The sequence below is a fragment of the Kitasatospora sp. NPDC085879 genome, from assembly GCF_040686255.1.
Classification (GTDB): Bacteria; Actinomycetota; Actinomycetes; order Streptomycetales; family Streptomycetaceae; genus Kitasatospora.
Genome location: NZ_JBFBJZ010000064.1, coordinates 1 through 22,515, shown reverse-complemented (window position 1 = coordinate 22,515; position 22,515 = coordinate 1). Strand labels below are relative to the sequence as shown.

14 protein-coding genes and 2 pseudogenes are annotated in these 22,515 nt (G+C 74.7%); 8 read left to right on the top strand and 8 right to left on the bottom strand.

Annotated features, from left to right (window positions below):
• Nucleotides 1-215: 215 nt before the first annotated feature.
• Nucleotides 216-1,226, bottom strand: a pseudogene (locus AB0P35_RS33545) (helix-turn-helix domain-containing protein); the annotation flags it as partial.
• 813 nt (nt 1,227-2,039) lie between these two features.
• Here AB0P35_RS33545 and AB0P35_RS33540 point away from each other — a divergent pair.
• Complete coding sequence (locus AB0P35_RS33540) at nt 2,040-2,843, top strand: GNAT family N-acetyltransferase (RefSeq protein WP_363518459.1); 804 nt, start codon at nt 2,040-2,042, stop codon at nt 2,841-2,843.
• Here the strand turns inward: AB0P35_RS33540 and AB0P35_RS33535 are convergent.
• Nucleotides 2,810-3,808: an HAD family hydrolase gene (locus AB0P35_RS33535; RefSeq protein ID WP_363518457.1), complete on the bottom strand. Its 999-nt coding sequence runs from the start codon at nt 3,806-3,808 to the stop codon at nt 2,810-2,812. The genes AB0P35_RS33540 and AB0P35_RS33535 overlap by 34 nt on opposite strands.
• Nucleotides 3,809-4,575: 767 nt before the next feature.
• Between AB0P35_RS33535 and AB0P35_RS33530 the strand changes: the two are divergent.
• Nucleotides 4,576-5,010 (top strand): annotated as a pseudogene (locus AB0P35_RS33530) (universal stress protein); the annotation flags it as partial.
• 40 nt (nt 5,011-5,050) lie between these two features.
• Here AB0P35_RS33530 and AB0P35_RS33525 read toward each other — a convergent pair.
• The 4 genes from AB0P35_RS33525 to AB0P35_RS33510 form a co-directional block, all read right to left on the bottom strand.
• Nucleotides 5,051-6,241: an acyl-CoA dehydrogenase family protein gene (locus tag AB0P35_RS33525; RefSeq protein WP_363518455.1), complete on the bottom strand. Its 1,191-nt coding sequence runs from the start codon at nt 6,239-6,241 to the stop codon at nt 5,051-5,053.
• A 59-nt stretch (nt 6,242-6,300) separates the two neighbouring features.
• The gene (locus tag AB0P35_RS33520; RefSeq protein ID WP_095874779.1) at nt 6,301-7,302 is read right to left on the bottom strand and encodes a hydroxymethylglutaryl-CoA lyase; all 1,002 of its coding nucleotides are present in this window, start codon (nt 7,300-7,302) and stop codon (nt 6,301-6,303) included.
• A complete protein-coding gene (locus AB0P35_RS33515) occupies nt 7,299-9,476 on the bottom strand; it encodes a biotin carboxylase N-terminal domain-containing protein (protein WP_363518453.1) in 2,178 nt (725 codons plus the stop codon). Before AB0P35_RS33515 ends, AB0P35_RS33520 begins: the two co-directional genes overlap by 4 nt.
• Nucleotides 9,477-9,629: 153 nt before the next feature.
• Entirely contained in the window at nt 9,630-11,351 is a 1,722-nt protein-coding gene (locus tag AB0P35_RS33510; RefSeq protein ID WP_363518451.1) for a carboxyl transferase domain-containing protein, read from the bottom strand.
• A gap of 130 nt (nt 11,352-11,481) precedes the next feature.
• Between AB0P35_RS33510 and AB0P35_RS33505 the strand changes: the two genes are divergently transcribed.
• Both AB0P35_RS33505 and AB0P35_RS33500 read left to right on the top strand, forming a co-directional pair.
• The gene (locus tag AB0P35_RS33505) at nt 11,482-12,183 is read left to right on the top strand and encodes a TetR/AcrR family transcriptional regulator (protein WP_363518449.1); all 702 of its coding nucleotides are present in this window, start codon (nt 11,482-11,484) and stop codon (nt 12,181-12,183) included.
• Nucleotides 12,184-12,396: 213 nt separating this feature from the next.
• Nucleotides 12,397-16,263, top strand: a complete 3,867-nt coding sequence (locus AB0P35_RS33500; RefSeq protein ID WP_363518447.1) for an ABC transporter ATP-binding protein — start codon at nt 12,397-12,399, stop codon at nt 16,261-16,263.
• Nucleotides 16,264-16,309: 46 nt separating this feature from the next.
• Here AB0P35_RS33500 and AB0P35_RS33495 read toward each other — a convergent pair whose 3' ends face one another.
• Nucleotides 16,310-17,194, bottom strand: a complete 885-nt coding sequence (locus AB0P35_RS33495) for an ATP-grasp domain-containing protein (protein WP_363518445.1) — start codon at nt 17,192-17,194, stop codon at nt 16,310-16,312.
• 151 nt (nt 17,195-17,345) lie between these two features.
• On the opposite strand from AB0P35_RS33495, the gene AB0P35_RS33490 reads away from it, so the two are divergent.
• Nucleotides 17,346-18,002 (top strand): NUDIX domain-containing protein, encoded by a 657-nt coding sequence (locus tag AB0P35_RS33490; RefSeq protein WP_363518443.1) that lies wholly within the window; start codon nt 17,346-17,348, stop codon nt 18,000-18,002.
• A gap of 33 nt (nt 18,003-18,035) precedes the next feature.
• Here AB0P35_RS33490 and AB0P35_RS33485 read toward each other — a convergent pair whose 3' ends face one another.
• A complete protein-coding gene (locus AB0P35_RS33485) occupies nt 18,036-18,623 on the bottom strand; it encodes a hypothetical protein (protein ID WP_363518441.1) in 588 nt (195 codons plus the stop codon).
• Between the two features lie 642 nt (nt 18,624-19,265).
• On the opposite strand from AB0P35_RS33485, the gene trpS reads away from it, so the two are divergent.
• The 3 genes from trpS (at nt 19,266) to AB0P35_RS33470 (ending at nt 22,421) form a co-directional block, all read left to right on the top strand.
• Nucleotides 19,266-20,276, top strand: coding sequence for a tryptophan--tRNA ligase (gene trpS / locus AB0P35_RS33480; RefSeq protein WP_363518439.1), 1,011 nt, complete (start codon nt 19,266-19,268; stop codon nt 20,274-20,276).
• Nucleotides 20,277-20,401: 125 nt separating this feature from the next.
• The gene (locus tag AB0P35_RS33475) at nt 20,402-21,445 is read left to right on the top strand and encodes an LD-carboxypeptidase (RefSeq protein WP_363518437.1); all 1,044 of its coding nucleotides are present in this window, start codon (nt 20,402-20,404) and stop codon (nt 21,443-21,445) included.
• A gap of 130 nt (nt 21,446-21,575) precedes the next feature.
• Nucleotides 21,576-22,421, top strand: coding sequence for a nucleoside/nucleotide kinase family protein (locus tag AB0P35_RS33470; RefSeq protein WP_363518435.1), 846 nt, complete (start codon nt 21,576-21,578; stop codon nt 22,419-22,421).
• Nucleotides 22,422-22,515 lie beyond the last annotated feature (94 nt).

Here is a 22,515-nt window from a genome sequence, read left to right as displayed (position 1 = left end):
GGCTGCGGGGGGACCGCGGCGTTCGGCCTTCGTCGGCCGCCGCCCTGGCCGCTGCCCGGCACCGCGCCGGCCGTCGCCGAGGGCCCGCCCGGGTGCGCCGGACCGCCGGTGCCGACCGGATGCGGGTGCGCCGCGCCGCCCTGGCCGCCGCCGGCGAGCCGGTCGGCCGGGCCGCCCTGGGCGGGCACGGTGGCCGCCCCGGCCGGGGCCGGAGCGGGACGCCGGGCCCGGTAGCTCGTCCGGTACGCCGCGGGGGAGACGCCGAGCTGGCGGCGGAAGTGCCCGCGCAGCGCCACCGGCGAGCGGAAGCCGCAGCGCCGCGCGACGTCGTCCACCGAGAGGTCCGAGGTCTCCAGCAGCCGCTGCGCCTGCAGCACCCGCTGGGTGATCAGCCACTGCAGCGGGGCGCTGCCGGTGAGCGTCCGGAACCGCCGGTCGAAGGTGCGACGGCTCATGTAGGCGCGGGCGGCCAGCACCTCGACGTCGAACTGCTGGTTGAGGTTCTCCAGCGCCCAGGTGACCACCTCGGCCAGCGGGTCGTTGCCGATCTCCTCCGGTAAAGACTGGTCGATGTACTGGGCCTGGCCTCCGCCGCCGCGCCGGTTGGGCACCACCAGGCGGCGGGCCAGCGCGTTGGCCGCCTCGGCACCGTGGTCGGTCCGCACCACGTGCAGGCACAGGTCGATGCCGGCCGCGGTGCCGGCCGAGGTCAGCACGTCGCCGTCGTCCACGAACAGCTCGCGCGGGTCGACGTGGACCCGCGGGTAGCGCTTGGCGAGCGTCGGCGCGTACATCCAGTGGGTGGTCGCCGGGCGGCCGTCGAGCAGGCCGGCCGCGGCCAGCACGAAGGCGCCGGTGCAGAGGCCGATGATCCGGGCCCCCTCGTGGTGGGCCTTGCGCAGCGCGGCGATCGCCTCGACCGGCGGCGGCTGGGAGATCGAGCGCCAGGCCGGGACGACGATCGTGCCGGCCCGGGAGAGTGCCTCCAGGCCGTACGGGGCGGTCAGGGTCAGCCCGCCGGTGGTGGCCAGCGGGCCCTCCTCGCCGGCGCAGACCAACAGCCGGTAGCGGGGCACTCCGGCGTCCTGCCGGTCCACCCCGAAGACCGAGAGCGGGATCGAACTCTCGAAGATCGGCGCCCCGCCGAAGATCAGCACGGCCACCGTCTCCCGGCGCCGGCGGCCGGAGAGCTTGCGGGCCGGTGCGGGGTGGTGCAGGGCGGACAGGACCGCGGGACCGCCGCCCGCGGCACCGGCGGGGGAGGTGCCCGCCCCGGCGCCGCCACCGGCCGGACCGCCGGCGAAGTGCGGGTGCGGGGCGCCGAACTGACCGTTCGCCGGGAAGGCGCCCTGCGCCGGGTGCGGTGCGGAGGACGCGGGGACGCCGGCCGACGGTACGAGGTGACCGGACGTCAGGACCGTTCCACCGCCCGGGTTGCCGGGTGCACCGCCGTGCGGGGCGGTCGGGCCGGCGAGCGGCGAGCCGTTGAGCGGGGAGGGTGTGCGGCCCGGGGCCGCGGCGCGGGCTGCCGGCCCGTCAGCTCTGGCGGACCGGCCCGGGAGGCCGGTCGGCGGCTGGCCGCCGTCAGGACCCGCGTCGCTCCTGCTCACCCTGCTCAAGGCGTTCCAGCCCCCTCGGTGGTGTGGTGTGGTGGTGCGGCACTGCCCGCCAAGATCGAATCTACTGGGTGGACCGTTGCTGTTGTGACAAGTTCACCATCCGACGCTATGTCGACATGGCAATTTGGCGTGATGCATTCGATCACGAAGCGTGGCACCCGTCGACCCCTCTGGGAAGGGGGCGGGCGCAACGCTGGCTGGTTGTCGCACGACCGATCCCGGGCACCCGTGGACCCGCCGACCCCACCGGCGGCCCTGGGCTGCGGCTTTGGCCAACGCCCGGGCACCGTGCCGAGATTGGCCGAAAATAGGCGGTACGAAACGGGGCGCACGGGACGCACCCGTGCGCCGGTGCGAGCCCTTCTGCGCAGGGCGGGGCAGCCCCCGGCGGCGGTCACGGCCGGCCGCTAGGGTCGCCCCATGGATACGCGCAGCCGGCTCGAACTGGCCAACGACAACGCCGCTGCCTTCTGGCTGGCCCAGGGCCGGGCGCACGGCTGGGAGTCCGTCCGCACGCCGCGGTTCACCGCGGTCCGCTGTGACGGGGACGCCGAGGTCCACCGCGTCGTCGTCACCCGCCCCTACGGCGAACCCGGCGCGCTGAAGGAGGAGTTGCTCGCCGTCCTGCGCAAGTGGCGGACGGAGCGGCTCTGCCTGGAGGACCCGTACGGGCGTCTGGACATGCGTCCGCACGGCTGCGAGGCGGCCCTGGGGCAGGCGGTGATGGTGCGTGAGCCCGGCCAGGGACCGGCCGGCGGCCCCACCGCGGGCCGGCGGCGCCCGGAGCCGGCCGGCGTGCTCACGGCCGGCGAGGCCGTCGACCCGGAGGGCCTCGCCGAGGTGGAACGGGTCGTCGTCGAGGGCTTCCCGATGCCCGCCCGGCTGCCGCCGGCCGCCGGCGCCATGCTGCCGCCCGGACTCCTGCGGACCCCCGGTTACCGGGCCTGGCTGGCCCGGGTAGACGGCCGGGCCGTCGGCGCCTGCGTCAGCTACGACGACGGCACCGCAGTCGGCGTCTACTCCGTCGCGACCCTGCCCGAGCACCGCTCCCGCGGCGTCGGCCGGGCCGTCGTCGAGGCCGCCCTCGCCGCCCACCCCGACCGGACGGCCACCCTGGTGGCGACCCTGCTCGGAGAGCCGCTGTACCGCCGGCTCGGCTTCACCGAGCACGGCGTCTCGCGCTGGTGGCGCTACCCGGCGACCCCGTCGTCGATGACGGTGTAACCGGCCGCGGCGACCTGTGCCACCGCGGCCGGCTGCGCCGCGAAGCGCGTCCGGACGGTACCCGCGGCCAGGACGTCCCCGCCGGCGGTGACGGCCGCGTGCACCGTGCGGGCGACCGCGGCAGGGAGCTGGGCGACCGGAGAGGTACGCGTCGCGGCCGCTCTCGGCCGGCCCGCCCCGACAGCGGCGGCGACGTCCGCCTGCGGCCCGGCCGGCTGCGCCTCGGCGGCCCGCCGTGCGGCCGCGTGCTGGGCCACGGCCCGCCGGACGGCCCCGCGGCGGACGGAGGCGGCGGTCGGCGCGCTGCGGGCGCTGAGGACGAGCCCGACGGCCTCCGGCAGCCCGGCGGCGCTCAGGGTCGGGCGGTAGCCCTGCTCGGCCCACGGGCGCCCCAGGTGCAGCCAGACACTGCGCAGCCCGGCGACCTCGGCCCCCGCGACGTCCGCCGGGCCGTGGTCGCCGACCATCCAGGTGCCCGCCTCCCAGCCGGGGGCGGTGGAGACCCCGCAGCGGCGGGCGGCGATCTCGAAGATGAGAGGGTCCGGCTTCACGCAGCGGGCCTCCTCCGAGATGACCCAGCCGTCGACCAGCTGCTCCAAACCGGTGCGGCGGATCTTCTCCAGCTGCGGCCTGGTACCGCCGTTGCTGACGATGCCGAGGGTCCAGCCGGAGGCCCGGGCCGCGTGCAGCGCGTCGACGTGGGTGGTGGGGCAGTGGATGTGCGCGTTGATGCCGCGGCGGTAGTGGGCGAGCAGCAGGTCCATGGAGTGGTCCAGGCCGTAGCGGCGCTTCGCGGCGCCCAGTACCGTGCTGCGGGGCACGTATCCGCTGCCGTCGATGGTGGAGAACCAGTCGATGTCGGCGGCGGGCAGGCGGTGTTCGGCCAGGAAGTCCCGGGCCCAGGCCCGATAGGCGGCGTCCCTGGGCAGCAGGGTGTTGTCGAGGTCGAACAGGAGCAGCGGCATGTCGAGCATGCTGCCAGTGCCGGCGCCTATGCATCTGGCAATTGCCAATCGTCGACCTGTCCGGCAGGTGGATTGGCCGGATCCGGACGGTGACCGCCCGGTGGCCGACCGCGACGTGCGGAACCGTGCGGCGCCCCGGGATACCTGTCGATGACGGTCGGATCACGTTGTGTGTTCGGCCTGTTGCGTAATCGGGGCCGGTCGGTCAAGCTCCTGGAAACCTCCGTGCCCGGTGGCCGACGGCCGGCGTGCACCGGGGGCGCACAAGGCGCGGCGCGCGCGGTCCGTTCGCGGGAACCTCGGCCCTGCGCGGCCCGACTGCTGGGCCGCGTTCCGCGCTCGTCGTACTCTGAGAGGAACAGGTCGCGTCCAGTGGTGCTCGGCGGAGATCGGCTCGGTGCCGTGGATGGGCCTGCCGCCCCGGCAGCGCTCTCGTGTCCTGTCGGCCCGTCTTCTCCGAATAGCTGTGAGCGATGGCTGGTTTTGAGCCTCCCGTACCCGCCGGTGCGGATGCTGCCGGCGGTGGCGCGCTGCCGGTCCACGGAGGGCCCCTCGGCGGCCGCTCCCAGGCTCGCCGGGCCGCGCTGGCCGCAGCGCGTGCGGCCGCGCTCCGGGCATGGCCGCTGTCGGCCCGACGCAGGGCCGAGGCGCACCGCCCGGCGGGCGCCGGCGGAGCGGCCGGGGAGCGCCCGATGACCGACGGGCCCGGTCCGATGACGGGCCGTACCGAGGGCGACGGCGACCACCTGGTGGAGGAGCAGCCGGCCCGCCCCTGCGACCCGGCGTTCCAGCACGGCGTGGTGGTCGGATTCGACGGGTCGCTCTCCAGCGAGCGCGCCCTGGCCTACGCGGTCGGGATGGCGCGCCGGTCGCAGTGCGGCCTGGTGATCGTCCATGTGGCGAACCGGCTGCCGGCCACGGTGTGGGCCGGCTGCGAACCCCCGGTCTTCGTCGACCTGCCGGACCACCGCACCGAGATCCTCGGCCTGGAGCTGGCCTGCGCGGACTTCCTCGCCGGCGTGCCGTGGATCCTGGTGGAGCGCGGCGGCGACATCTGCCACGAGATCGAAGAGGTCGGCCGCGAGTACGCCGCCGACGCGATCGTCGTCGGCAGCACCCGCGGCCTGCTCGGCAAGGTCTTCGGTTCGGTGTCCGGGCGGCTGGCGCGGCGCGCCAACCGCCCGGTGATCGTGATCCCCTGACCGGCCGCCAGGGGATCCGCGGCATTGAGCCGGGGAGGACTCAGGAGAGGATGCCGAGCTCTCGCGCGATGAGCATCCGCTGGACCTCCGAGGTGCCCTCCCCGATTTCGAGGATCTTGCAGTCGCGCCAGAACCGGGCGACCGGGAACTCGTTCATGAAGCCGTACCCGCCGTGGATCTGGGTCGCCTCGCGGGCGTTGTCCACGGCAGCCTCCGAGGCGTACAGCTTCGCGATGGCGGCCTCCTTCTTGAACGGCTCGGAGTGCAGCAGCCGGGATGCTGCGTCCCGCCAGGCCAGGCGGGCGGTGTGCGCGCGCATCTCCATGTCGGCGAGCTTGAACTGGATGACCTGGTTGGCGCCGATCGGCCGCCCGAAGGCGCGCCGCTGGCCGGCGTAGGCGACGGACTGGTCGACGCATCCCTGGGCCAGGCCGGTGGCCAGGGCCGCGATGGCGATGCGCCCCTCGTCGAGGATGCGCAGGAACTGGGCGTAGCCGCGGCCGCGGTCGCCCAGCAGGTTGGCCGCGGGGACGCGGCAGTCGGTGAAGGACAGTTCGCGGGTGTCGGAGGCGTTCCACCCGACCTTGGAGTACTTCTTGGAGACCTGGAACCCGGGGGTCCCGGTCGGCACGATGATGGACGAGATCTCGCGGGTGGGCGAGAGCGTCGCGCCGTCTTCACTCGAACGGGTGGAGGGCTCGGTCAGCGCGGTCACCGTGACCAGGCCCGTGATGTCGGTGCCGGAGTTGGTGATGAAGCACTTGGTGCCGTTGATCACCCACTCGTCGGTCGCCTCGTCGTAGCGGGCCGTCGTCCGGGTGGCGCCGGCGTCCGAGCCGCCCTCCGGCTCGGTGAGGCCGAAGGCGCCGAGCATCTCGCCCGAGGTCAGCTTCGGCAGCCAGGTGCGCTTCTGCTCCTCGGTGCCGAAGCGGTACACCGGCATGGCGCCCAGCGAGACGGCCGCCTCCAGGGTGATCGCGACCGAGGAGTCGACCCGGGCCAGCTCCTCCAGGGCGATGCCGAGGGCGAGGTAGTCGCCGCCCATGCCGCCGTACTCCTCGGGGAAGGGCAGGCCGAACAGGCCCATCTCGCCCATCTCGCGGACGATCTCGTACGGGAACTCGTTCTGCTCGTAGAACTCGCCGATCTTCGGCGCGACCCGGTCGTTCGCGAACTCCGCGACGGTTCGTCGCAGCTCTTTGTACTCGGTGCTCAGCCGGTGGTCGAGCATGGGATCCTCCTGGATCGCGGCCGGTCGGGCCGGGGTGATGAGGGTGTTGACGGGGTGTGTCAGGCGGACGGGCCGAGCAGCGCCCGGACGGTCCGCGACTGGCCGGGGCGTCCGAGCTGCCGTGCCATCCAGCCGCTTGTGGCGGCCAGGGCGGCCAGGTCGACGCCGGTGTCGATGCCGAGGCCGTGGAGCATCCACACCAGGTCCTCGGTGGCCAGGTTGCCGGTGGCGCTCTTCGCGTAGGGGCAGCCGCCGAGGCCGCCGGCCGAGGCGTCCACGACCGTCACCCCGCAGCGCAGCGCGGCCAGCGTGTTGGCCAGCGCCTGTCCGTAGGTGTCGTGGAAGTGCACGGCGAGCCGGTCCATCGGCACTCCGGCCTCGGCGAAGCCGGTCAGCAGCGCGGCGACCTGGCCGGGCGTGGCGGTGCCGATGGTGTCGCCGAGGCTCAGCTCGGCGCAGCCCATCTCCAGCAGGCGCAGGCCGTGGCCGATCACCTGGGCCGCCGGGACGGGTCCCTCCCACGGGTCCCCGAAGCACATCGAGAGGTAGCCGCGGACGGGCACCCCGGCGGCGGTGGCCCGGGCCACGACCGGCCGGAACATGGCCATGGCCTCGTCGGCGGACCGGTTGAGGTTCCGCCGGGCGAAGGTCTCGGTGGCGCTGGCGAAGACGGCGACCTCCGTCGCGCCGCGGTCGAGCGCCCGGTCCAGGCCGCGCTCGTTCGGCACCAGCACCGGCAGCCGCAGCCCGGGGTACTCCTCGGCCAGACCGGCCAGCCGCGGCATCAGCTCCTCGGCGTCGGCCAGCTGCGGCACCCACTTCGGGTGGACGAAGCTGGTCGCCTCCACGGTGCGCAGGCCGGCGGCCGCGAGCCGGGCGATGAACTCGGCCTTGACCTCGACCGGGACGAGCGCGCTCTCGTTCTGCAGGCCGTCCCGCGGGCCGACCTCGTGGATCCGCACCCGGGCCGGCAGCGACGGGTCGCGCACCGGGTCCGGCAGGCCGAGCTCCAGCACGCCGGGCTCCGTCGCAGCCGTCTCCACGTTCTGATCGGCGGTCATGACGCGGCCCCCACGGCCGCGTCGGCCTCCTCTGCCGCCGCGACCACGGCCAGCAGCTCCTCCATGGCGACGGTCGAGCCGGCGACCGCCCGCAGCTCGCTGACGGTGCCGTCGTGCGGCGCCGCGATCACGTGTTCCATCTTCATGGCCTCCAGGACCAGCAGGGTCTGACCGCGGCTCACCCGGTCGCCGACCGCGGCCTTGACCACGGTGACGGTGCCCGGCATGGGCGCGGTCAGCGCGCCGTGGTGGGCCCCGCCCGCGGCGGTGCGGTCCGCCACCGGGTCGTGGGCGTGCACCGCCCAGGCGTCGCCGTCCACGGCGAGCCAGTCGACGCGGCCCGCGGGCCCGTTGTCGGTGGTGTGTGCGAACGTCGTCTGCAGACCGTCGAGGGAGAGGTGCAGACGGTCGCCGGAGTGGTGGGCCCTGGCCTGCCGCACCGGGCCGTCGCCGACCCGCACCTGCAGGTCGGAGGCGGGGCCGGGCGTGCTCGGCCGGACCAGGACGGTGACCGGCTCGTGGCCGGTCAGCCGCAGGCGGTGGGCCGTCCAGGCGGCCTCACCGCCCATGCGCCACCCGGAGGGGAGGGAGAACGGGTCCGTCCAGCCGTCGGGGGCGACGGCCGGGGCGAGGTCCAGCTGCCGGGCGACGGCGGCGGCGATCGGCAGCACGTCCGGGGAGGCGTCCTCGGCGGGCCCGGTCGCGGGGGCGTCGGCACCGGTGCGGGTGTACGGGGAGCTCAGCAGTACGGGGGTCTGCTGCGTGGTCCGTTCCACCAGCCCGGTGTCGAGGCGCCCCGCGGCCACGTCGGGGTGGGCGAGGAGCCGCCGCAGGAAGCCGGTGTTGGTGGTGACGCCGAGGATCCGGGTGTCGGCCAGTGCGGCCCGCAGCCGGCGCAGCGCGGTCGCGCGGTCCGGCCCGTACGCGATGACCTTCGCCAGCATCGGGTCGTACAGGCTGCCGACCTCGGTGCCGGCCGCCACGCCGGAGTCCACCCGGATGCCCTCGCCGGCCGGCTCGTCCAGGCGCAGGATGCGCCCGCCGGTCGGCAGGAAGTCCCGGTCCGGGTCCTCGGCGCAGATCCGGGCCTCGATGGCGTGGCCCCGGAAGGAGATGTCGTCCTGCCCGAAGGGCAGCGCCTCGCCGGCCGCCACCCGCAGCTGCCACTCGACCAGGTCGAGCCGCTGCGGCTCGGCGGAGTCGTCCGCGCGCACCGCGATCGCCAGCTCGGTGACCGGGTGCTCCACCTGGAGGCGGGTGTTCATCTCCATGAAGAAGAAGTCCAGGACGCCCTCGGGCACCGCGGCACCGGGCTCCAGACCGGGCACGATGAACTCCACCGTGCCGGCGCCGGTGTAGCCGCAGGCCTCGGCGGCCCGGACGGCGGCCGCTCCCATGGCCGCCCGGGTCTCCTCGTTGAGCAGGACGGAGGGGGCCTCCTCGATCAGCTTCTGGTGGCGGCGCTGCAGGCTGCACTCGCGCTCGCCGAGGTGCACCGTGGTGCCGCGCGCGTCGGCGAGCACCTGCACCTCGATGTGGCGCGGCCGGTCCACCCAGCGCTCCAGCAGCAGGGTGTCGTCACCGAACGCGGTGCGGGCCACCCGTCGCGCCGCGTCGATCTCGGTCGGGAGGTCCGCCGGGTCGCGGACCAGCCGCATGCCCTTGCCGCCGCCGCCCGCGGACGGCTTCAGCAGCACCGGGTAGCCGATCTCCCCGGCCGCCGCGATCAGCTCGGCGTCGTCCGGCGAGCCGCCCCGGCTGCCCGGCACCACCGGCACGCCGGCGACCCGGACGGCCTCCTTGGCGTTGATCTTGTCGCCCATCAGCTCCACCGCGGCCGGCGGCGGGCCGATGAACGCCAGGCCCGCCTCGGCGCAGGCCCGCGCGAAGCCCGGGTTCTCGGCGAGGAAGCCGTACCCGGGGTGCACGGCCTGCGCGCCGGTGCGCCGGGCGGCGGCGAGCAGCAGGTCCGTCCGCAGGTAGGTCTCGGCCGCCGAGCTGTCGCTGCGCCCCTCCGGGCCGAGCCGGACGGCGAGGTCGGCCTCGCGGACGTGCGGGGCGTCGGCGTCGGCGTCGCTGTGCACGGCGACGGAGCGGATGCCGAGCCGCCGCAGGGTGCGGATCACCCGGAGGGCGATCTCACCCCGGTTGGCGACCAGAACGGTGTCGAACATGGGAGGTCTTCCTCCGGGTCGAGGGGTGGCGCTGCCGGCGCGCGTCCGGCGGAGCGGCGGTGGGAGGACGGGCGGCGCGGGTGCGGCCGGGCCGGGTGTCCTGCGAGGAGGGGCGGGCCGGGCGGCGGTTTCGTCCGCACCGGCCCGGCCCGGTCACATCCGGAAGACGCCGTACGGCCGGGGCTCGGCGAGCGGGGCGTTGGCGCAGGCGGTGAGCGCCAGACCGAGGACGGTCCTGGTCTCCATCGGGTCGATCACGCCGTCGTCCCAGAGCCGGGCGGTGGCGTAGTAGGCGCTGCCCTGCCGCTCGTACTGCTCGCGGACGGGACGCTTGAACTCCTCCTCCGCCTCGGCCGGCCACTCCTCGCCCTGCGCCTCGAACTGGTCGCGGCGCACGGTGGCGAGGACGGAGGCCGCCTGCTCGCCGCCCATCACCGAGATCTTGGCGCCCGGCCACATCCACAGGAAGCGCGGCGAGTACGCCCGGCCGCACATCGAGTAGTTGCCTGCGCCGTACGAGCCGCCGATGACGACCGTCAGCTTGGGCACCCGGGTGCAGGCCACGGCCGTCACCATCTTGGCGCCGTGCTTGGCGATGCCGCCCGCCTCGTACTGCCGGCCGACCATGAAGCCGGTGATGTTCTGCAGGAAGAGGAGCGGGATGCCGCGCTGGTCGCACAGCTCGACGAAGTGCGCGCCCTTGAGCGCGGACTCGGCGAAGAGCACGCCGTTGTTGGCGACGATGCCCACCTGGTGGCCGTGGATCCGGGCGAAGCCGGTCACCAGGGTGGGCCCGTACTCGGCCTTGAACTCGGCGAAGCGGCTGCCGTCCACCAGCCGGGCGATCACCTCGCGCACGTCGTACGGGGTGCGCGGGTCGACCGGCACCGCGCCGTACAGGCCGGCCGGGTCCACCGCCGGGGCCTCCACCGGGGCGAGCGGCCACGGCGCGGGGGTGCGCGGGCCGAGCCCGGCGACGATGGTGCGGACGATCGACAGCGCGTGCGCGTCGTCCTCGGCCAGGTGGTCGGTGACCCCGGAGGTGCGGGAGTGCAGCTCGCCGCCGCCGAGCTCCTCGGCGGTGACGACCTCGCCGGTGGCCGCCTTCACCAGCGGCGGACCGCCGAGGAAGATCGTGCCCTGGTTGCGGACGATGACGGCCTGGTCGCTCATGGCCGGCACGTACGCGCCGCCGGCGGTGCAGGAGCCGAGCACCGCGGCGATCTGCGGGATGCCCGCGGCGGAGAGCCGGGCCTGGTTGTAGAAGATCCGGCCGAAGTGGTCGCGGTCGGGGAAGACCTCGTCCTGCATCGGCAGGAAGGCGCCGCCGGAGTCCACCAGGTAGACGCAGGGCAGCCGGTTCTCCAGGGCCACCTCCTGCGCGCGCAGGTGCTTCTTGACCGTCATCGGGTAGTAGGTGCCGCCCTTGACGGTGGCGTCGTTGGCGACGACCACGACCTCCCGGCCGGCCACCCGGCCGATGCCGGCGATCACACCGGCGGCCGGGGCGGCGCCGTCGTAGAGGCCGTCGGCGGCCAGCGGGCACAGCTCCAGGAAGGGGGAGCCCGGGTCGAGCAGGGTGTCCACCCGGTCGCGGGGGAGCAGCTTGCCGCGGGCGGTGTGCCGGGCCCTGGCCTTGGCGCCGCCGCCGAGTGCGGCGGCGGCGAGCTTGCTGCGCAGCTCGTCGACCAGCTCCCGGTGGGCGGCCTGGTTGGTGCGGTAGGCGGCCGAGCCGGGATCGGCCGCGGAGTCCAGCCGCGGTGCCGGCGCGGCCGCGGCGCCCCGGAAGGCGTTCTGCGGTGCGGTGCCGGCGGCCGGGCCGGTGAACGGGCCGGCCGCCGGACCGGCGGCAGATCCAATGGATGAGAGGACCATCCCAAGAGCTCCCTTGCCCTCGGAGCCGAGTGGGCATGCGGACGGGTGAGTCCGCTGCCCGGAGGTTAATGAGCGTTAACTCCTGCGGCCAGGTTAACCGCCGATAACGCGGCTGTCTACGATGGGCAGCATGCCGAACGTGCCCGCAGCCTCCGCGCTCCCACGCCGCGACCAGATCCGCAAGGAAGCCGCCCGGCTCTTCGCCGCCCGGGGCTTCCTGGGGGTCGGAGTGGACGAGATCGGCAAGGCGGTGGGCATCAGCGGCCCCGGCCTGTACCGGCACTTCTCCGGCAAGGACGCGATGCTCGCCGACCTCCTGGTCGGCATCAGCGAGCGGCTGCTGGAGGAGGGGCGGCGCCGGGCCGGCGAGGCCGGCGGCGCGGACGGGCCGGCCGGCGCGCTGGACGCCCTGATCGGCGGCCATGTGGACTTCGCGCTGGACGACCGCGACCTGATCATCCTGCACGACCGCGAACTGCTCCATCTGAAGGAGGAGGACCGCCGCCGGGTCCGCCGGCTGCAGCGCGGCTACGTGGAGCTGTGGGTCGGCGTCGTCCGGGAGGCCTTCCCGCCGCTCGCCGCCCCCGGCGCGGAGCCGCTCGCCCGCGCGGCCGTGCATGCGGTCTTCGGCCTGCTGAACTCCACCCCGCACAGCGCCGCCCCGCACTCCGGGCCGGCCGACCGGTCCGGGCTGCCGCGGGACGCGATGGCCGCCCTGCTGCACAGCCTGGCCCACGGCGCGTTCGCCGCAGCCGCCGCGAGCGCCGCCGCCGGAACGATGCCCACCGCCGGAACGGTGACCGCCCCCCCTGTCGAGGAGGGCGCGGCCTAGGCGGCTTCGCGGGCGTCCGGGGGCGGGGCGTTCGGAGGGTGTAGGACCAGCGTCGGAGGTCCGTCCGGTCCGCCGTCCCGTGCGTTCCGGGTGGCGCGTCGGCGACCCTGGAGGGGGGCGGGAAGGTTCGCGGACCGTCCGTCGTTGAGCCTCCCGGGCGTCCGTCGAAAGGCGATGGACGGCGGTCGAGCCGAATGGTTAGTATCCCTAAATATGCCTGAGACTCATGGTTCTACTGCGGAGATTTCCCGGGACGCGGATCCTCAGAGCAGCCGGTCCGGCAAGACCTCCCTGCGCCGCCGCAGATCAGGAGCACGGAGCGGGGGAGCCGCACCCGAGGCCACCACCCCCGGAACACCGGACGAGTCCCGCTGGCTCCGCCGCCTCGGCGGCTACTCCTGGCGCTACCGCCGCAACGTCCTGCTCGCCTTCGGCGCCTCGCTGGTCGGCATGGCCGTCAGCGCCGTCGTCCCGTTGATCACCAAGCTGATCATCGACGACGTCATCACCGCGCACACCCGACCGCTCGCCCCCTGGGCCGTCGTCCTGCTGGTCGCCGCGGCCGTGGTCTTCCTCTGCGCGCAGATCCGCCGCTACTACGGCGGGCAGCTCGCCCTCGACGTCCAGCACGACCTCCGCGCGGACCTCTTCACCTCGCTCACCCGGCTCGACGGCCGCCGACAGGACCGCCTCGACACCGGCCAGGTCGTCGGCCGCGCCACCTCCGACCTCCAGCTCATCAACGGCCTGCTCTCGATGCTGCCGATGATGACGGGCTACCTGCTGATGTTCGGCATGTCCCTCGCGGTCATGCTCTGGCTCTCGCTGCCGCTCACCCTGATCTCCCTGGTGATGGCACCCGCCCTCTGGTGGTGCGCCGCACTCAGCCGCAAACGGCTCTTCCCGGCCACCTGGGCCGCACAGCAGGAGGCCGCCGCGGTCGCCGGCGTGGTGGACGCGGCCGTCGGCGGCGTCCGCGTGGTCAAGGGCTTCGGCCAGGAGGCCCAGGAGCGCGCCAAGCTGGAGAAGGTCTCCCGCGGCCTGTACGCCGCCCGGCTCCGCTCGATCCGTCTCAACAGCCGCTACACCCCGGCCATGCAGGCCGTCCCCGCGCTGGCCCAGGTCGCCGTGCTCGCCCTCGGCGGCTGGCTGGCCGTTCAGGGCAAGGTCTCGCTCGGCACCTTCGTCGCCTTCTCCACCTACGTCGCCCAGATGACCGGCCCGGTCCGGATGCTCGCCATGGTGATCACCGTCGGCCAGCAGGCCAGGGCCGGCGTGGAGCGCGTCCTCCAGCTGATCGACCAGCGCCCGCACGTCCAGGAACGCCCCGACGCCAGGCCGCTCGGCGCCGCCGACACCGACCCCGGATCGGCCGAGCCCGGCGCCCCCACCCCCGGCACCGCCGCCCTGGAACTCGACCGCGTCGACTTCCACTACGAGGGCCACGAGGACGCCGTCCCCGTCCTCGACGGCCTCAGCCTTCACCTCGCCCCCGGCGAGACCCTCGCCCTGGTCGGCGCCTCCGGCTCCGGCAAGTCGACCGTCGCCCAGCTCGTCCCGCGCTTCTACGACCCGACGGCCGGCGCCGTCCGCATCTACGGGCACGACCTGCGCGACATCACCCTCGACTCGCTGCGCGCCACCGTCGGCATCGTCCCCGAGGAGAGCTTCCTGTTCTCCGACAGCGTCCGGACCAACATCGCCTACGGCCACCCCGAGGCGACCGACGAGCAGATCGAGGCCGCCGCCCGCGCCGCGCAGGCCGACGGCTTCATCCGTGAACTCCCGGACGGCTACGACACCAAGGTCGGCGAGCAGGGCCTCACCCTCTCCGGCGGCCAGCGCCAGCGGATCGCCCTGGCCCGCGCGATCCTCACCGACCCGCGCATCCTGCTGCTCGACGACGCCACCTCCGCGGTCGACCCGCAGATCGAGGCCGAGATCTTCGAGGCGCTCCGCTCGGTCATGGCCGGGCGCACCACCCTGCTCGTCGCGCACCGCCGCTCCACCCTGCAGCTCGCCGACCGGATCGCCGTGCTCGACCGCGGCCGCCTCGTCGACATCGGCACCCACCGCGAGCTGGACGCCCGATGTCCGCTCTACCGGGCACTGATCACCGACCCCGACGCCGCCCCCGAGGCCTCCGGCCGCACGGCCGGCCCGGCCGCGGCGACCACCGGAGCGGCGGCAACCGCCGTCGTCACCCCCGCCGTCACCCTCGCGAAGAAGCCCGGCGCCGACGCGGAACTCCTCGCCAAGGTCGCCGCCCTGCGGCCCGCCACCGACACACCCGACATCCGTGTCGAGGACGCCGAGGCCGGCGACCTGCACTTCAGCCTCCGCCGCCTGCTCGCACCGTTCGGCCGCCCGCTGGCGATCGCCCTGCTGCTGGTCGCCCTCGACACCGCCGCCGGGCTCACCCTCCCGATCCTGATCCGGCACGGCATCGACGACGGCGTGAGCAAGGCCGCCATGAGCGGTGTCACCGTCGCCGCCCTCGGCGCCCTCGTCATCGTCCTGCTGGACTGGCTGGTGCAGAGCGCCGAGACCCGCGTCAGCGGCCGCACCGGCGAGCGCGTCCTCTACACCCTGCGGCTGAAGATCTTCGCCCATCTGAACCGGCTCGGCCTCGACTACTTCGAACGCGAGCTCAGCGGCCGGATCATGACCCGGATGACCACCGACGTCGACTCCATCTCGACCTTCCTGCAGACCGGCGTCGTCACCGCGGTGGTCAGCCTGCTCACCTTCTTCGGGATCTTCGCCGCCCTGCTGATCCTCGACGCCGGCCTCGCCCTGGTGGTCTTCGCCGTCCTGCCGATCCTGGTCGTCGCCACCCTGGTCTTCCGCCGCAAGTCCACCGTGCAGTACCAGATCTCCCGGGACCTGATCTCCACCGTCAACGCCGACCTGCAGGAGAACGTCGCCGGCATGCGGATCGTCCAGGCCTTCCGCCGCCAGGACGTCAACACCGCCCGCTTCGTCGCCCGCGGCCTGGAGTACCGGCACGCCCGTGCCCGCGCCCAGCTCTACATCTCGATCTACTTCCCGTTCGTCCAGTTCCTCTCCAGCGTCGCCTCCGCGCTCGTCCTGATCGCCGGCGCCACCCGGGTCGACGACGGCACCCTCACCATCGGCGCCCTGGTCGCCTACCTGCTCTACATCGACCTGTTCTTCGCCCCGGTCAACCAGCTCTCCCAGGTCTTCGACGGCTACCAGCAGGCCAGCGTCAGCCTCGGCCGGATCCGCGAACTGCTGCGCACCCCGACCAGCACCCCCGAGAGCGACCCGCCCGTGCCGGTCACCCGCCTCAAGGGCGACATCCACCTGGACGGCGTCGGCTTCGCGTACAACGGCGACGGCGACGGCGAGAGCCTGCCCAACGTCCTCACCGGCATCGACCTGCACATCCCGGCGGGCCAGACCGTCGCCCTGGTCGGCGAGACCGGCGCAGGCAAGTCCACCCTGGTCAAGCTGGTCGCCCGGTTCTACGACGCCACCACCGGCACCGTCCGGATCGACGGCACCGACGTCTCCCGCTTCGACCTCTCCGGGTACCGCCACCGGCTGGGCGTCGTCCCGCAGGAGGCGTACCTGTTCGCCGGCACCGTCCACGAGGCGATCGCCTACGGCCGCCCCGGGGCCACCCGGGCCGAGGTCGAGGCCGCGGCCCGCGCGGTCGGCGCGCACGAGATGATCCTCGGCCTCTCCGGCGGCTACGAGCACGAGGTCGCGCCGCGCGGACGGAACCTCTCCGCGGGCCAGCGCCAGCTCGTCGCACTCGCCCGCGCCGAACTCGTCGACCCCGACATCCTGCTGCTGGACGAGGCCACCGCCGCCCTCGACCTGGCCAGCGAGGCCGCCGTCAACCAGGCCGCCGACCGCCTCAGCGGCGGCCGCACCACCCTGGTCATCGCCCACCGCCTGACCACCGCCGAGCGGGCCGACCGGATCGTCGTCCTCGACCACGGCCGGATCGTCGAGGACGGCACCCACAGTGACCTCCTCGCCGCGGGCGGCGTCTACCACCGGCTCTGGCAGGCCTTCGTCTCCGACGGCCGCGCCACCCCGGTCGGCTGACCCTCCGGCGGGCCCTCCGGGGCCCGCCTCCCGGCGGGGCTCCGGGTCAGACAGCCAGCAGGGCGGCGAAGAGCCCGGCCGCGTCGGCGCCCCGGGGCAGGTCGCTCACCTGGCCGTCGCCGACCTCCACCACCCGCCAGCCGGAGCCGTCCGCCCGCCGCGCGAGATCGGTGGTGACGAACCGGCAGCCCAGCGAGTGCACCAGCGGCCCGACCACCGACAGGTCCGCGTGCGGGGCCGGCCCCGGAGCCGCGTCGGGGTGCGGGCCCCGCAGCACCGGCTCGCCGTCCACCCACCAGACCCGCGCCTCCTCGGCCCGCCCGCTCGCGTCCCGCACGAACTCCTCGTACCGGCGCAGTACGATCCCGCCCGCCGGGGCACCGTCCTGCAACTCCACGAACCGCGCCACCACCGCGCACAGCCGGTCGGTGTCCGCGAGGTCCGGGACGAAGCAGGCTTCCTCCCACTCGTACTTGCGGGACTTCACATAGTCCTTGACGACCGCCGCCCCGCTCCCGCCCAGCTGCCGGGCCAGCTCCTCGAGCTCCTCCCGGGAGGGCTCGGCCACCCCGGGCAGCCACCGGCTCTCCGGCGTCGCCCCCTCGAACACCCCGTACCAGCCGGGGAGTTCATGGGCGTCCCCGTAGCCCGCGGGTGCGGTCAGCAGCACCCCGCCGCGGGCGAGAAGCGCCTGCGCCAACGCGTGGTACGCGGGCACCGGGACCATCCAGCCTCGGTACCAGAGCGGCCCGACGCCGGCCGGCACCCGCTGCACCGCCGCCTGCGCGTCGCCCGCGAGCAGGGCGTCGTGGTCCAGCAGCACACAGGTCCCGCCGAGATCGCGCACCAGCTGCGCCTCCCACACGTAGTGCGGGTCGGGCCTGCGCGGCGCGAGCGGATCGGCGGGCAGCAGGACGGCCGGGGTGGTCATGGCCCACAGCGTACGGCGCACCGCAGCGCACGCACCCCCTCCCGCACGCCCCACCCGCGCCGATGCCTTCCGACCGCCCCGATGGCCGGGAGCCGCCGCGGCGCGGGGAAACCGTGTCGACACCCCCGACCGTGCGTGCCAGGGTGATCCGATGCCGACGCTGCCACACCTTCTCGGCCGACTCCCGGGCCGACTCCTGAGCCGGCTCCCGGGTTCACTCCTCGGCCGGACGGCCTCGCGATCGGCCCCCGGGCCCGGCGGCCGCAGACCGAGACGTGCGGCACGGACGGCCGTCCTCGCGCCGGACGGCTCCGTCTTCCTGCTCCGCAGCGACAACATCGAGGTCGGTGTGCACTGGAACATGCCGGGCGGCGGACTGGAGGACGGCGAGACGCCGACGGCCGGCGCCCTCCGCGAGCTGCACGAGGAGACCGGCTGGACCGACATCGACCCCGGGTACCTGCTCTGCACCTGGGAACACGACTTCACCTGGCACGGCATCCCCGTCCGCCAGCACGAGCACATCTACGTGACCACCGGCCCGCGCCGCGGACCGGTCGGCGACGTCAGCGGCGTGCACCGCGCCGACGGCATCCTCGAATGGCGCTGGTGGAGCCCGGAGGAACTCGCCGCGCCCGAGGCCGACGCGCTCTGGCCACCGCAGCTGCCGACCCTGCTGGCCGCCCTCGGGACCGGAGCGGGCACTCGCCCGCCGGAACCCGTCCACCTCGGCCACGTTCCCCGGGGCACCCCCAACAGCCGCCCCGGCGAGGCACTGCCCACCACCGCCGGCGAGCCGTCCGCCTGACGGACGGCCACCGCGCGGTCCGCACCGGCCGGTTCAGTGCGGCGGCTCGGCCTGCCAGCCGTGCAGCCCCAGGTCGCGGTCGTGCAGCGCCTCCGGATTGATCAGCACCGAGAGGCGCGCACCCGCCAGCTCCTCGACCGTCAGCCCGGTGGAGGCGAGCAGTCGCTCGGTCGGCACGGCCACCGCGATCGCCGCCCGCCACGAGGGCAGCACCAGCAGACACGTCCCCCTGCCGATCCGCATCAGCCTGGCATCGACCCGCTGCTGACTCCACTGCTCGGTCGCCGGCGCCGCCGAACCGCCGATCAGTATGCCCAGCGGCGTCCCCCCGTCCGGCCCGCCGCCCTCCCCGGCCTGCTCGCCCGTCCCCGCCGGGTGCCACAGCTCCTGCCGCTCCGGCGGACGCGGGTGGAGCCGGCGAAGCCGCCGCGAGGGAACCGGACGGCGCGCCCGGCGCAGCTGCCGACCGGCCTCGGCCGCGCCACCGGCCGGACTCGCGGTGACTCCTCCGGTGTCGTGTCCGCCGCCGTCGGGGAGGGCGCCGCCGCCGGCCTTGGAACCGGCCACCGCAGGCCGTGCGGCGTCGAACCGGGTGCCGGCCACGGCCAGCAGTCTGTGCACCTCCGCCTCCGACCGGTGGCAGGCCGCCGCAAGGTCGGCCGGCGTCGCTCCCCGCTCGTACGCCCCGCGCAGCCGGGCCGCCAGCCCGGCCAGCAGCCTGACCGCCGTCGGATCCGCCGGGACCCCTGGGACCGCCGCCGGATCCGCCGGGACCGCCGTGGCCGCCGGGTGATCGTGCCCGGCCTGCCGTGTCGCCGCCGCGCCCCCCTCGTCGGAGCCGCGGGGCGCGGCAGTCCCGCCGGAGAGGAGGGCATCACCGGAGGAGCGGTCGGACGCTGGCTGGTCGAGCGGGGTCATCGGTGCGGGGCCCTTCGGTCTGCGACATGAACGATCCTGCCGCACAAGGTCCTTGGGAGCCAGGGTCGTCCGCCATGTGTCGACCTCGGGGCCCCGCCCGGTGTTCCGGGCGCCCGTGACGGGCCGTCGGCCGAAAACCGGTACCGAGAACGGCCGGACGTACGCGTACCCTGGTGCCATGAAGACCCAGCCGTGCCTGAACTGGTGGCCGTCCTAGGACGGCCACCTCTCATGCATGACCACAGGGCCGTCCGCACGGGCGGCCCTGTTACTTCACCCCTCCTCGGGGCCGGCAGCGCCCGGTGGACGGCACCGCCGCCAGCCCGCCATCCGAGGAGAACCTCCGTGATCACCGTCGACCGCATCCGCCGCAACCCCGAGCGCCACCGCATCCTCACCGGGGACCGGCCCACCGGCCCACTCCACCTGGGCCACTACTTCGGCACCCTGCAGAACCGCGTCGAACTGCAGCGCCTCGGCGTCGACCTCTTCCTCGTCGTCGCCGACTACCAGGTGCTCACCGACCGCGACCGCGCCGACCGCCCCGCCGAGCACGCCGAGAACCTCGTCCTCGACTACCTCGCCGCCGGGGTCGACCCCGAACGCGCCACCGTCTTCGCGCACAGCGCCGTACCCGCGCTCAACCAGCTGCTGCTGCCCTTCCTCAGCCTCGTCAGCGTCGCCGAACTCGGCCGCAACCCCACCGTCAAGGACGAGATCGCCCACTCCGGCCGATCCACCGTCAGCGGACTGATGTTCACGTACCCCGTCCACCAGGCCGCGGACATCCTCTTCTGCAAGGCCGACCTCGTCCCCGTCGGTCAGGACCAGGTCCCGCACCTGGAGACCACCCGCACCGTCGCCCGCCGCTTCAACGAACGCTACGGCGCACCCGTCTTCCCCGAACCCCAGGCCCTGCTCTCCGCCGCCCCGCTGCTGCTCGGCACCGACGGCGGCAAGATGAGCAAGAGCCGCGGCAACGCCATCCCGCTCGGCGCCACCGAGGACGCCACCGCCCGCCTCGTCCGCTCCGCCACCACCGACGCCGAACGCCGCATCGGGTACGACCCCGAGCGCCGCCCCGGCGTCGCGGGCCTCCTCCAACTCGCCGCCCTCTGCCTGAACCGCACACCCGAGGACATCGCCGAGGAGATCGGCGACCGCGGCGCCGCCACCCTCAAGGGACTCGTCACCGAGGCCGTTAACGAACACTTCCGGCCCCACCGGGCCCGCCGCGCCGAACTCGCCGCCGACCGCGGATTCCTCCGCGAGGTGCTGCGCACCGGCAACGAGCGCGCCAACGCCGTGGCCGACGCCACCCTCGCCGAGGTCCGCGAGGTGATGGGCACCGTGTGATGGGCGCCGCGTGAAAGGGCGCCTGTGAAAGGGAGGCATTCCCGGTGCGGGGGCGGATCGTTCCACCCCCGCACCGGGGAATACCGTGAGCAGGCGAACCTGTCACCACGGGGGAGAACCTGTCGATGGATCAACTGACGACCGACGACGCCGCCCACCGCCGCGACCCCGGGCCGGTGGTGCCGACCGCCGCGGCCGGGACGCCGCCTGCGACATCGCCGCAGCCCGCGACACCGCCGCGCCGCCGCCCCCGCCGGCTGACCGCGGGCGACCGCGTCGCCCTGATCGCCCCCAGCGGCCCGATCGACCCGCAACGCCTCGCCGCCGGCACCGCCCTCCTCCGCTCCTGGGGCTTGGACGTCGTCCCCGGCGCCCACCTCCTCGACCGCCACCCCGTCCACGGCTACCTCGCCGGCACCGACGCCGCCCGCGTCGCCGACTTCCAGCAGGCCTGGCTCGACCCCGCCATCTCCGCCGTCGTCTGCGCCCGCGGCGGCTACGGGGTCCAACGCATGGTCGACCTCGTCGACTGGGACGCCCTGCGCGCCGCACCTCCCAAGATCCTGGTCGGCTTCAGCGACATCACCGTGCTCCACGAAGCCGTCGACCTCCGCCTCGGCCTCCCCACCCTCTACGGACCGATGGGCACCGCGGCCGCATTCCTGGAGGACCACGCCACCGCCGACCATCTGCGCCGCACCCTCTTCGAACCCGCCACCACCCGCGTGCTCACCTCCGCCACCGCCGAGCCCCTCGTCCCCGGCCGGGCCGCGGGAACCACCGCCGGCGGCTGCGCCGCCCTCCTCGCCACCGACCGCGGCACGCCGAGCGCCCGCCCCTCCTTCGCCGGCACGATCCTGCTGCTGGAGGACGTCAACGAGCAGCCCTACCGGCTCGACCGCACCCTCACCCAGCTGATCCGCTCCGGCGCACTGGACGGCCTGGCCGCCGTCGCGCTCGGCTCCTGGGAGGGATGCGGCCCGCCGGAGCTGGTCCGCGAGGTCATGCTCGACCGCCTCGGACCGCTCGGCGTTCCGGTGATCTGGGAACTCGGCTTCGGCCACAGCCCCAGCAGCCTCACCGTCCCGCTCGGCGTACCCGCCGTCCTGGACGCGGACGCCGGCACCCTCACCCTCGACGAGCCGGTGTTCGGCGAGCCCTCGGCCTGAAGCCCTGCCCTCTGCCTCCACCTCTGCCTGCGGCTCGTCCGCCCCGTCCGCCCTGGCCGGTGTCCTTGATCAGCCGATCGGCGTCCTGCGGGTCGGTGCTCCCGGCGCCACGGCTGAGTAGGGTGCGCCCATGCACGTAGACGTACACGGGGGCCACACGTCGGAACACGGCCGGGACGACGCGACGGCGGGCCGCGCCGCGGAGCCCGCGCGGGCCGCGGCGGGGGCGTCGGAGGCGCCCGGGGCGAGTGTGTCGCCCGAGGCAGCGGTCGAAGCACCGGCCGCGGCGCCGATCGAGGTACCGATCGACGCACTGGTCGAGCGGGCGCTCGGACTCCTGCGCGGACAAGGGAGCGGCAGAGGCCGCGTGATTCTGGGCCTCGCCGGGCCGCCCGCTGCCGGGAAGTCCACCCTCGCCCGCCACCTGGTCGCCGAGATCGTCCGGCGGGAGGGCCCCGACGCCGCCGCGTACCTCCCGCTCGACGGATTCCACCTGGCCAACACCCAACTGGACCGGCTCGGCCTGCGTGCCCGCAAGGGAGCCCCCGAGACTTTCGACGCGGACGGCTATCTCGCCCTGCTGCAGCGTGTCACCCATGAGCGGTTCCGCGACATCTACGCACCCGATTTCGACCGGACCGTCGACGAGCCCGTGGCCGCCCGCCACGTGGTCCGGCCGCACACCCGTCTCGTCGTCACCGAGGGCAACTACCTCGCCGCGCCGGACACCCCGTGGCCGAACGTCCGGGCCCTGCTCCGGGAGCTCTGGTACATCGAGGCCGACGACGAGCTCCGCCACCGCCGTCTGATCGCACGGCACACCGGTGGCGGCCAGGACCACGAGGCCGCCGCCCTGCGGGTCGCCTCCAACGACCACCCCAACGGCGAGTACGTGAAGGCCGGCCGGAGCGTCGCCACGTGGCTCGTCCGCGCGCCGGATTTGCCTGCCGTCGTCGATGGGCGTAGTGTTCTCTAGTCGCTCGGCAGGGAGCACCGGACACGCAGTCAGCGCGGACGGTCCCGGAGCGGCCAATCCCTTGAAACACCACTTCCCGGCTCGGGCTGGGTCG

Excerpts from the sequence above, each read along its gene's own strand:
- AB0P35_RS33505 (WP_363518449.1), top strand. The coding sequence starts at position 11,482 with ATGCCGAACGTGCCCGCAGCCTCCGCGCTCCCACGCCGCGACCAGATC.
- AB0P35_RS33520 (WP_095874779.1), bottom strand. The coding sequence starts at position 7,302 with ATGACCGCCGATCAGAACGTGGAGACGGCTGCGACGGAGCCCGGCGTG.
- AB0P35_RS33470 (WP_363518435.1), top strand. The coding sequence starts at position 21,576 with ATGCACGTAGACGTACACGGGGGCCACACGTCGGAACACGGCCGGGAC.
- AB0P35_RS33475 (WP_363518437.1), top strand. The coding sequence starts at position 20,402 with ATGGATCAACTGACGACCGACGACGCCGCCCACCGCCGCGACCCCGGG.
- AB0P35_RS33525 (WP_363518455.1), bottom strand. The coding sequence starts at position 6,241 with ATGCTCGACCACCGGCTGAGCACCGAGTACAAAGAGCTGCGACGAACC.
- AB0P35_RS33495 (WP_363518445.1), bottom strand. The coding sequence starts at position 17,194 with ATGACCACCCCGGCCGTCCTGCTGCCCGCCGATCCGCTCGCGCCGCGC.
- AB0P35_RS33500 (WP_363518447.1), top strand. The coding sequence starts at position 12,397 with ATGCCTGAGACTCATGGTTCTACTGCGGAGATTTCCCGGGACGCGGAT.
- AB0P35_RS33540 (WP_363518459.1), top strand. The coding sequence starts at position 2,040 with ATGGATACGCGCAGCCGGCTCGAACTGGCCAACGACAACGCCGCTGCC.
- AB0P35_RS33535 (WP_363518457.1), bottom strand. The coding sequence starts at position 3,808 with ATGCCGCTGCTCCTGTTCGACCTCGACAACACCCTGCTGCCCAGGGAC.
- AB0P35_RS33515 (WP_363518453.1), bottom strand. The coding sequence starts at position 9,476 with ATGTTCGACACCGTTCTGGTCGCCAACCGGGGTGAGATCGCCCTCCGG.
- AB0P35_RS33510 (WP_363518451.1), bottom strand. The coding sequence starts at position 11,351 with ATGGTCCTCTCATCCATTGGATCTGCCGCCGGTCCGGCGGCCGGCCCG.
- AB0P35_RS33490 (WP_363518443.1), top strand. The coding sequence starts at position 17,346 with ATGCCGACGCTGCCACACCTTCTCGGCCGACTCCCGGGCCGACTCCTG.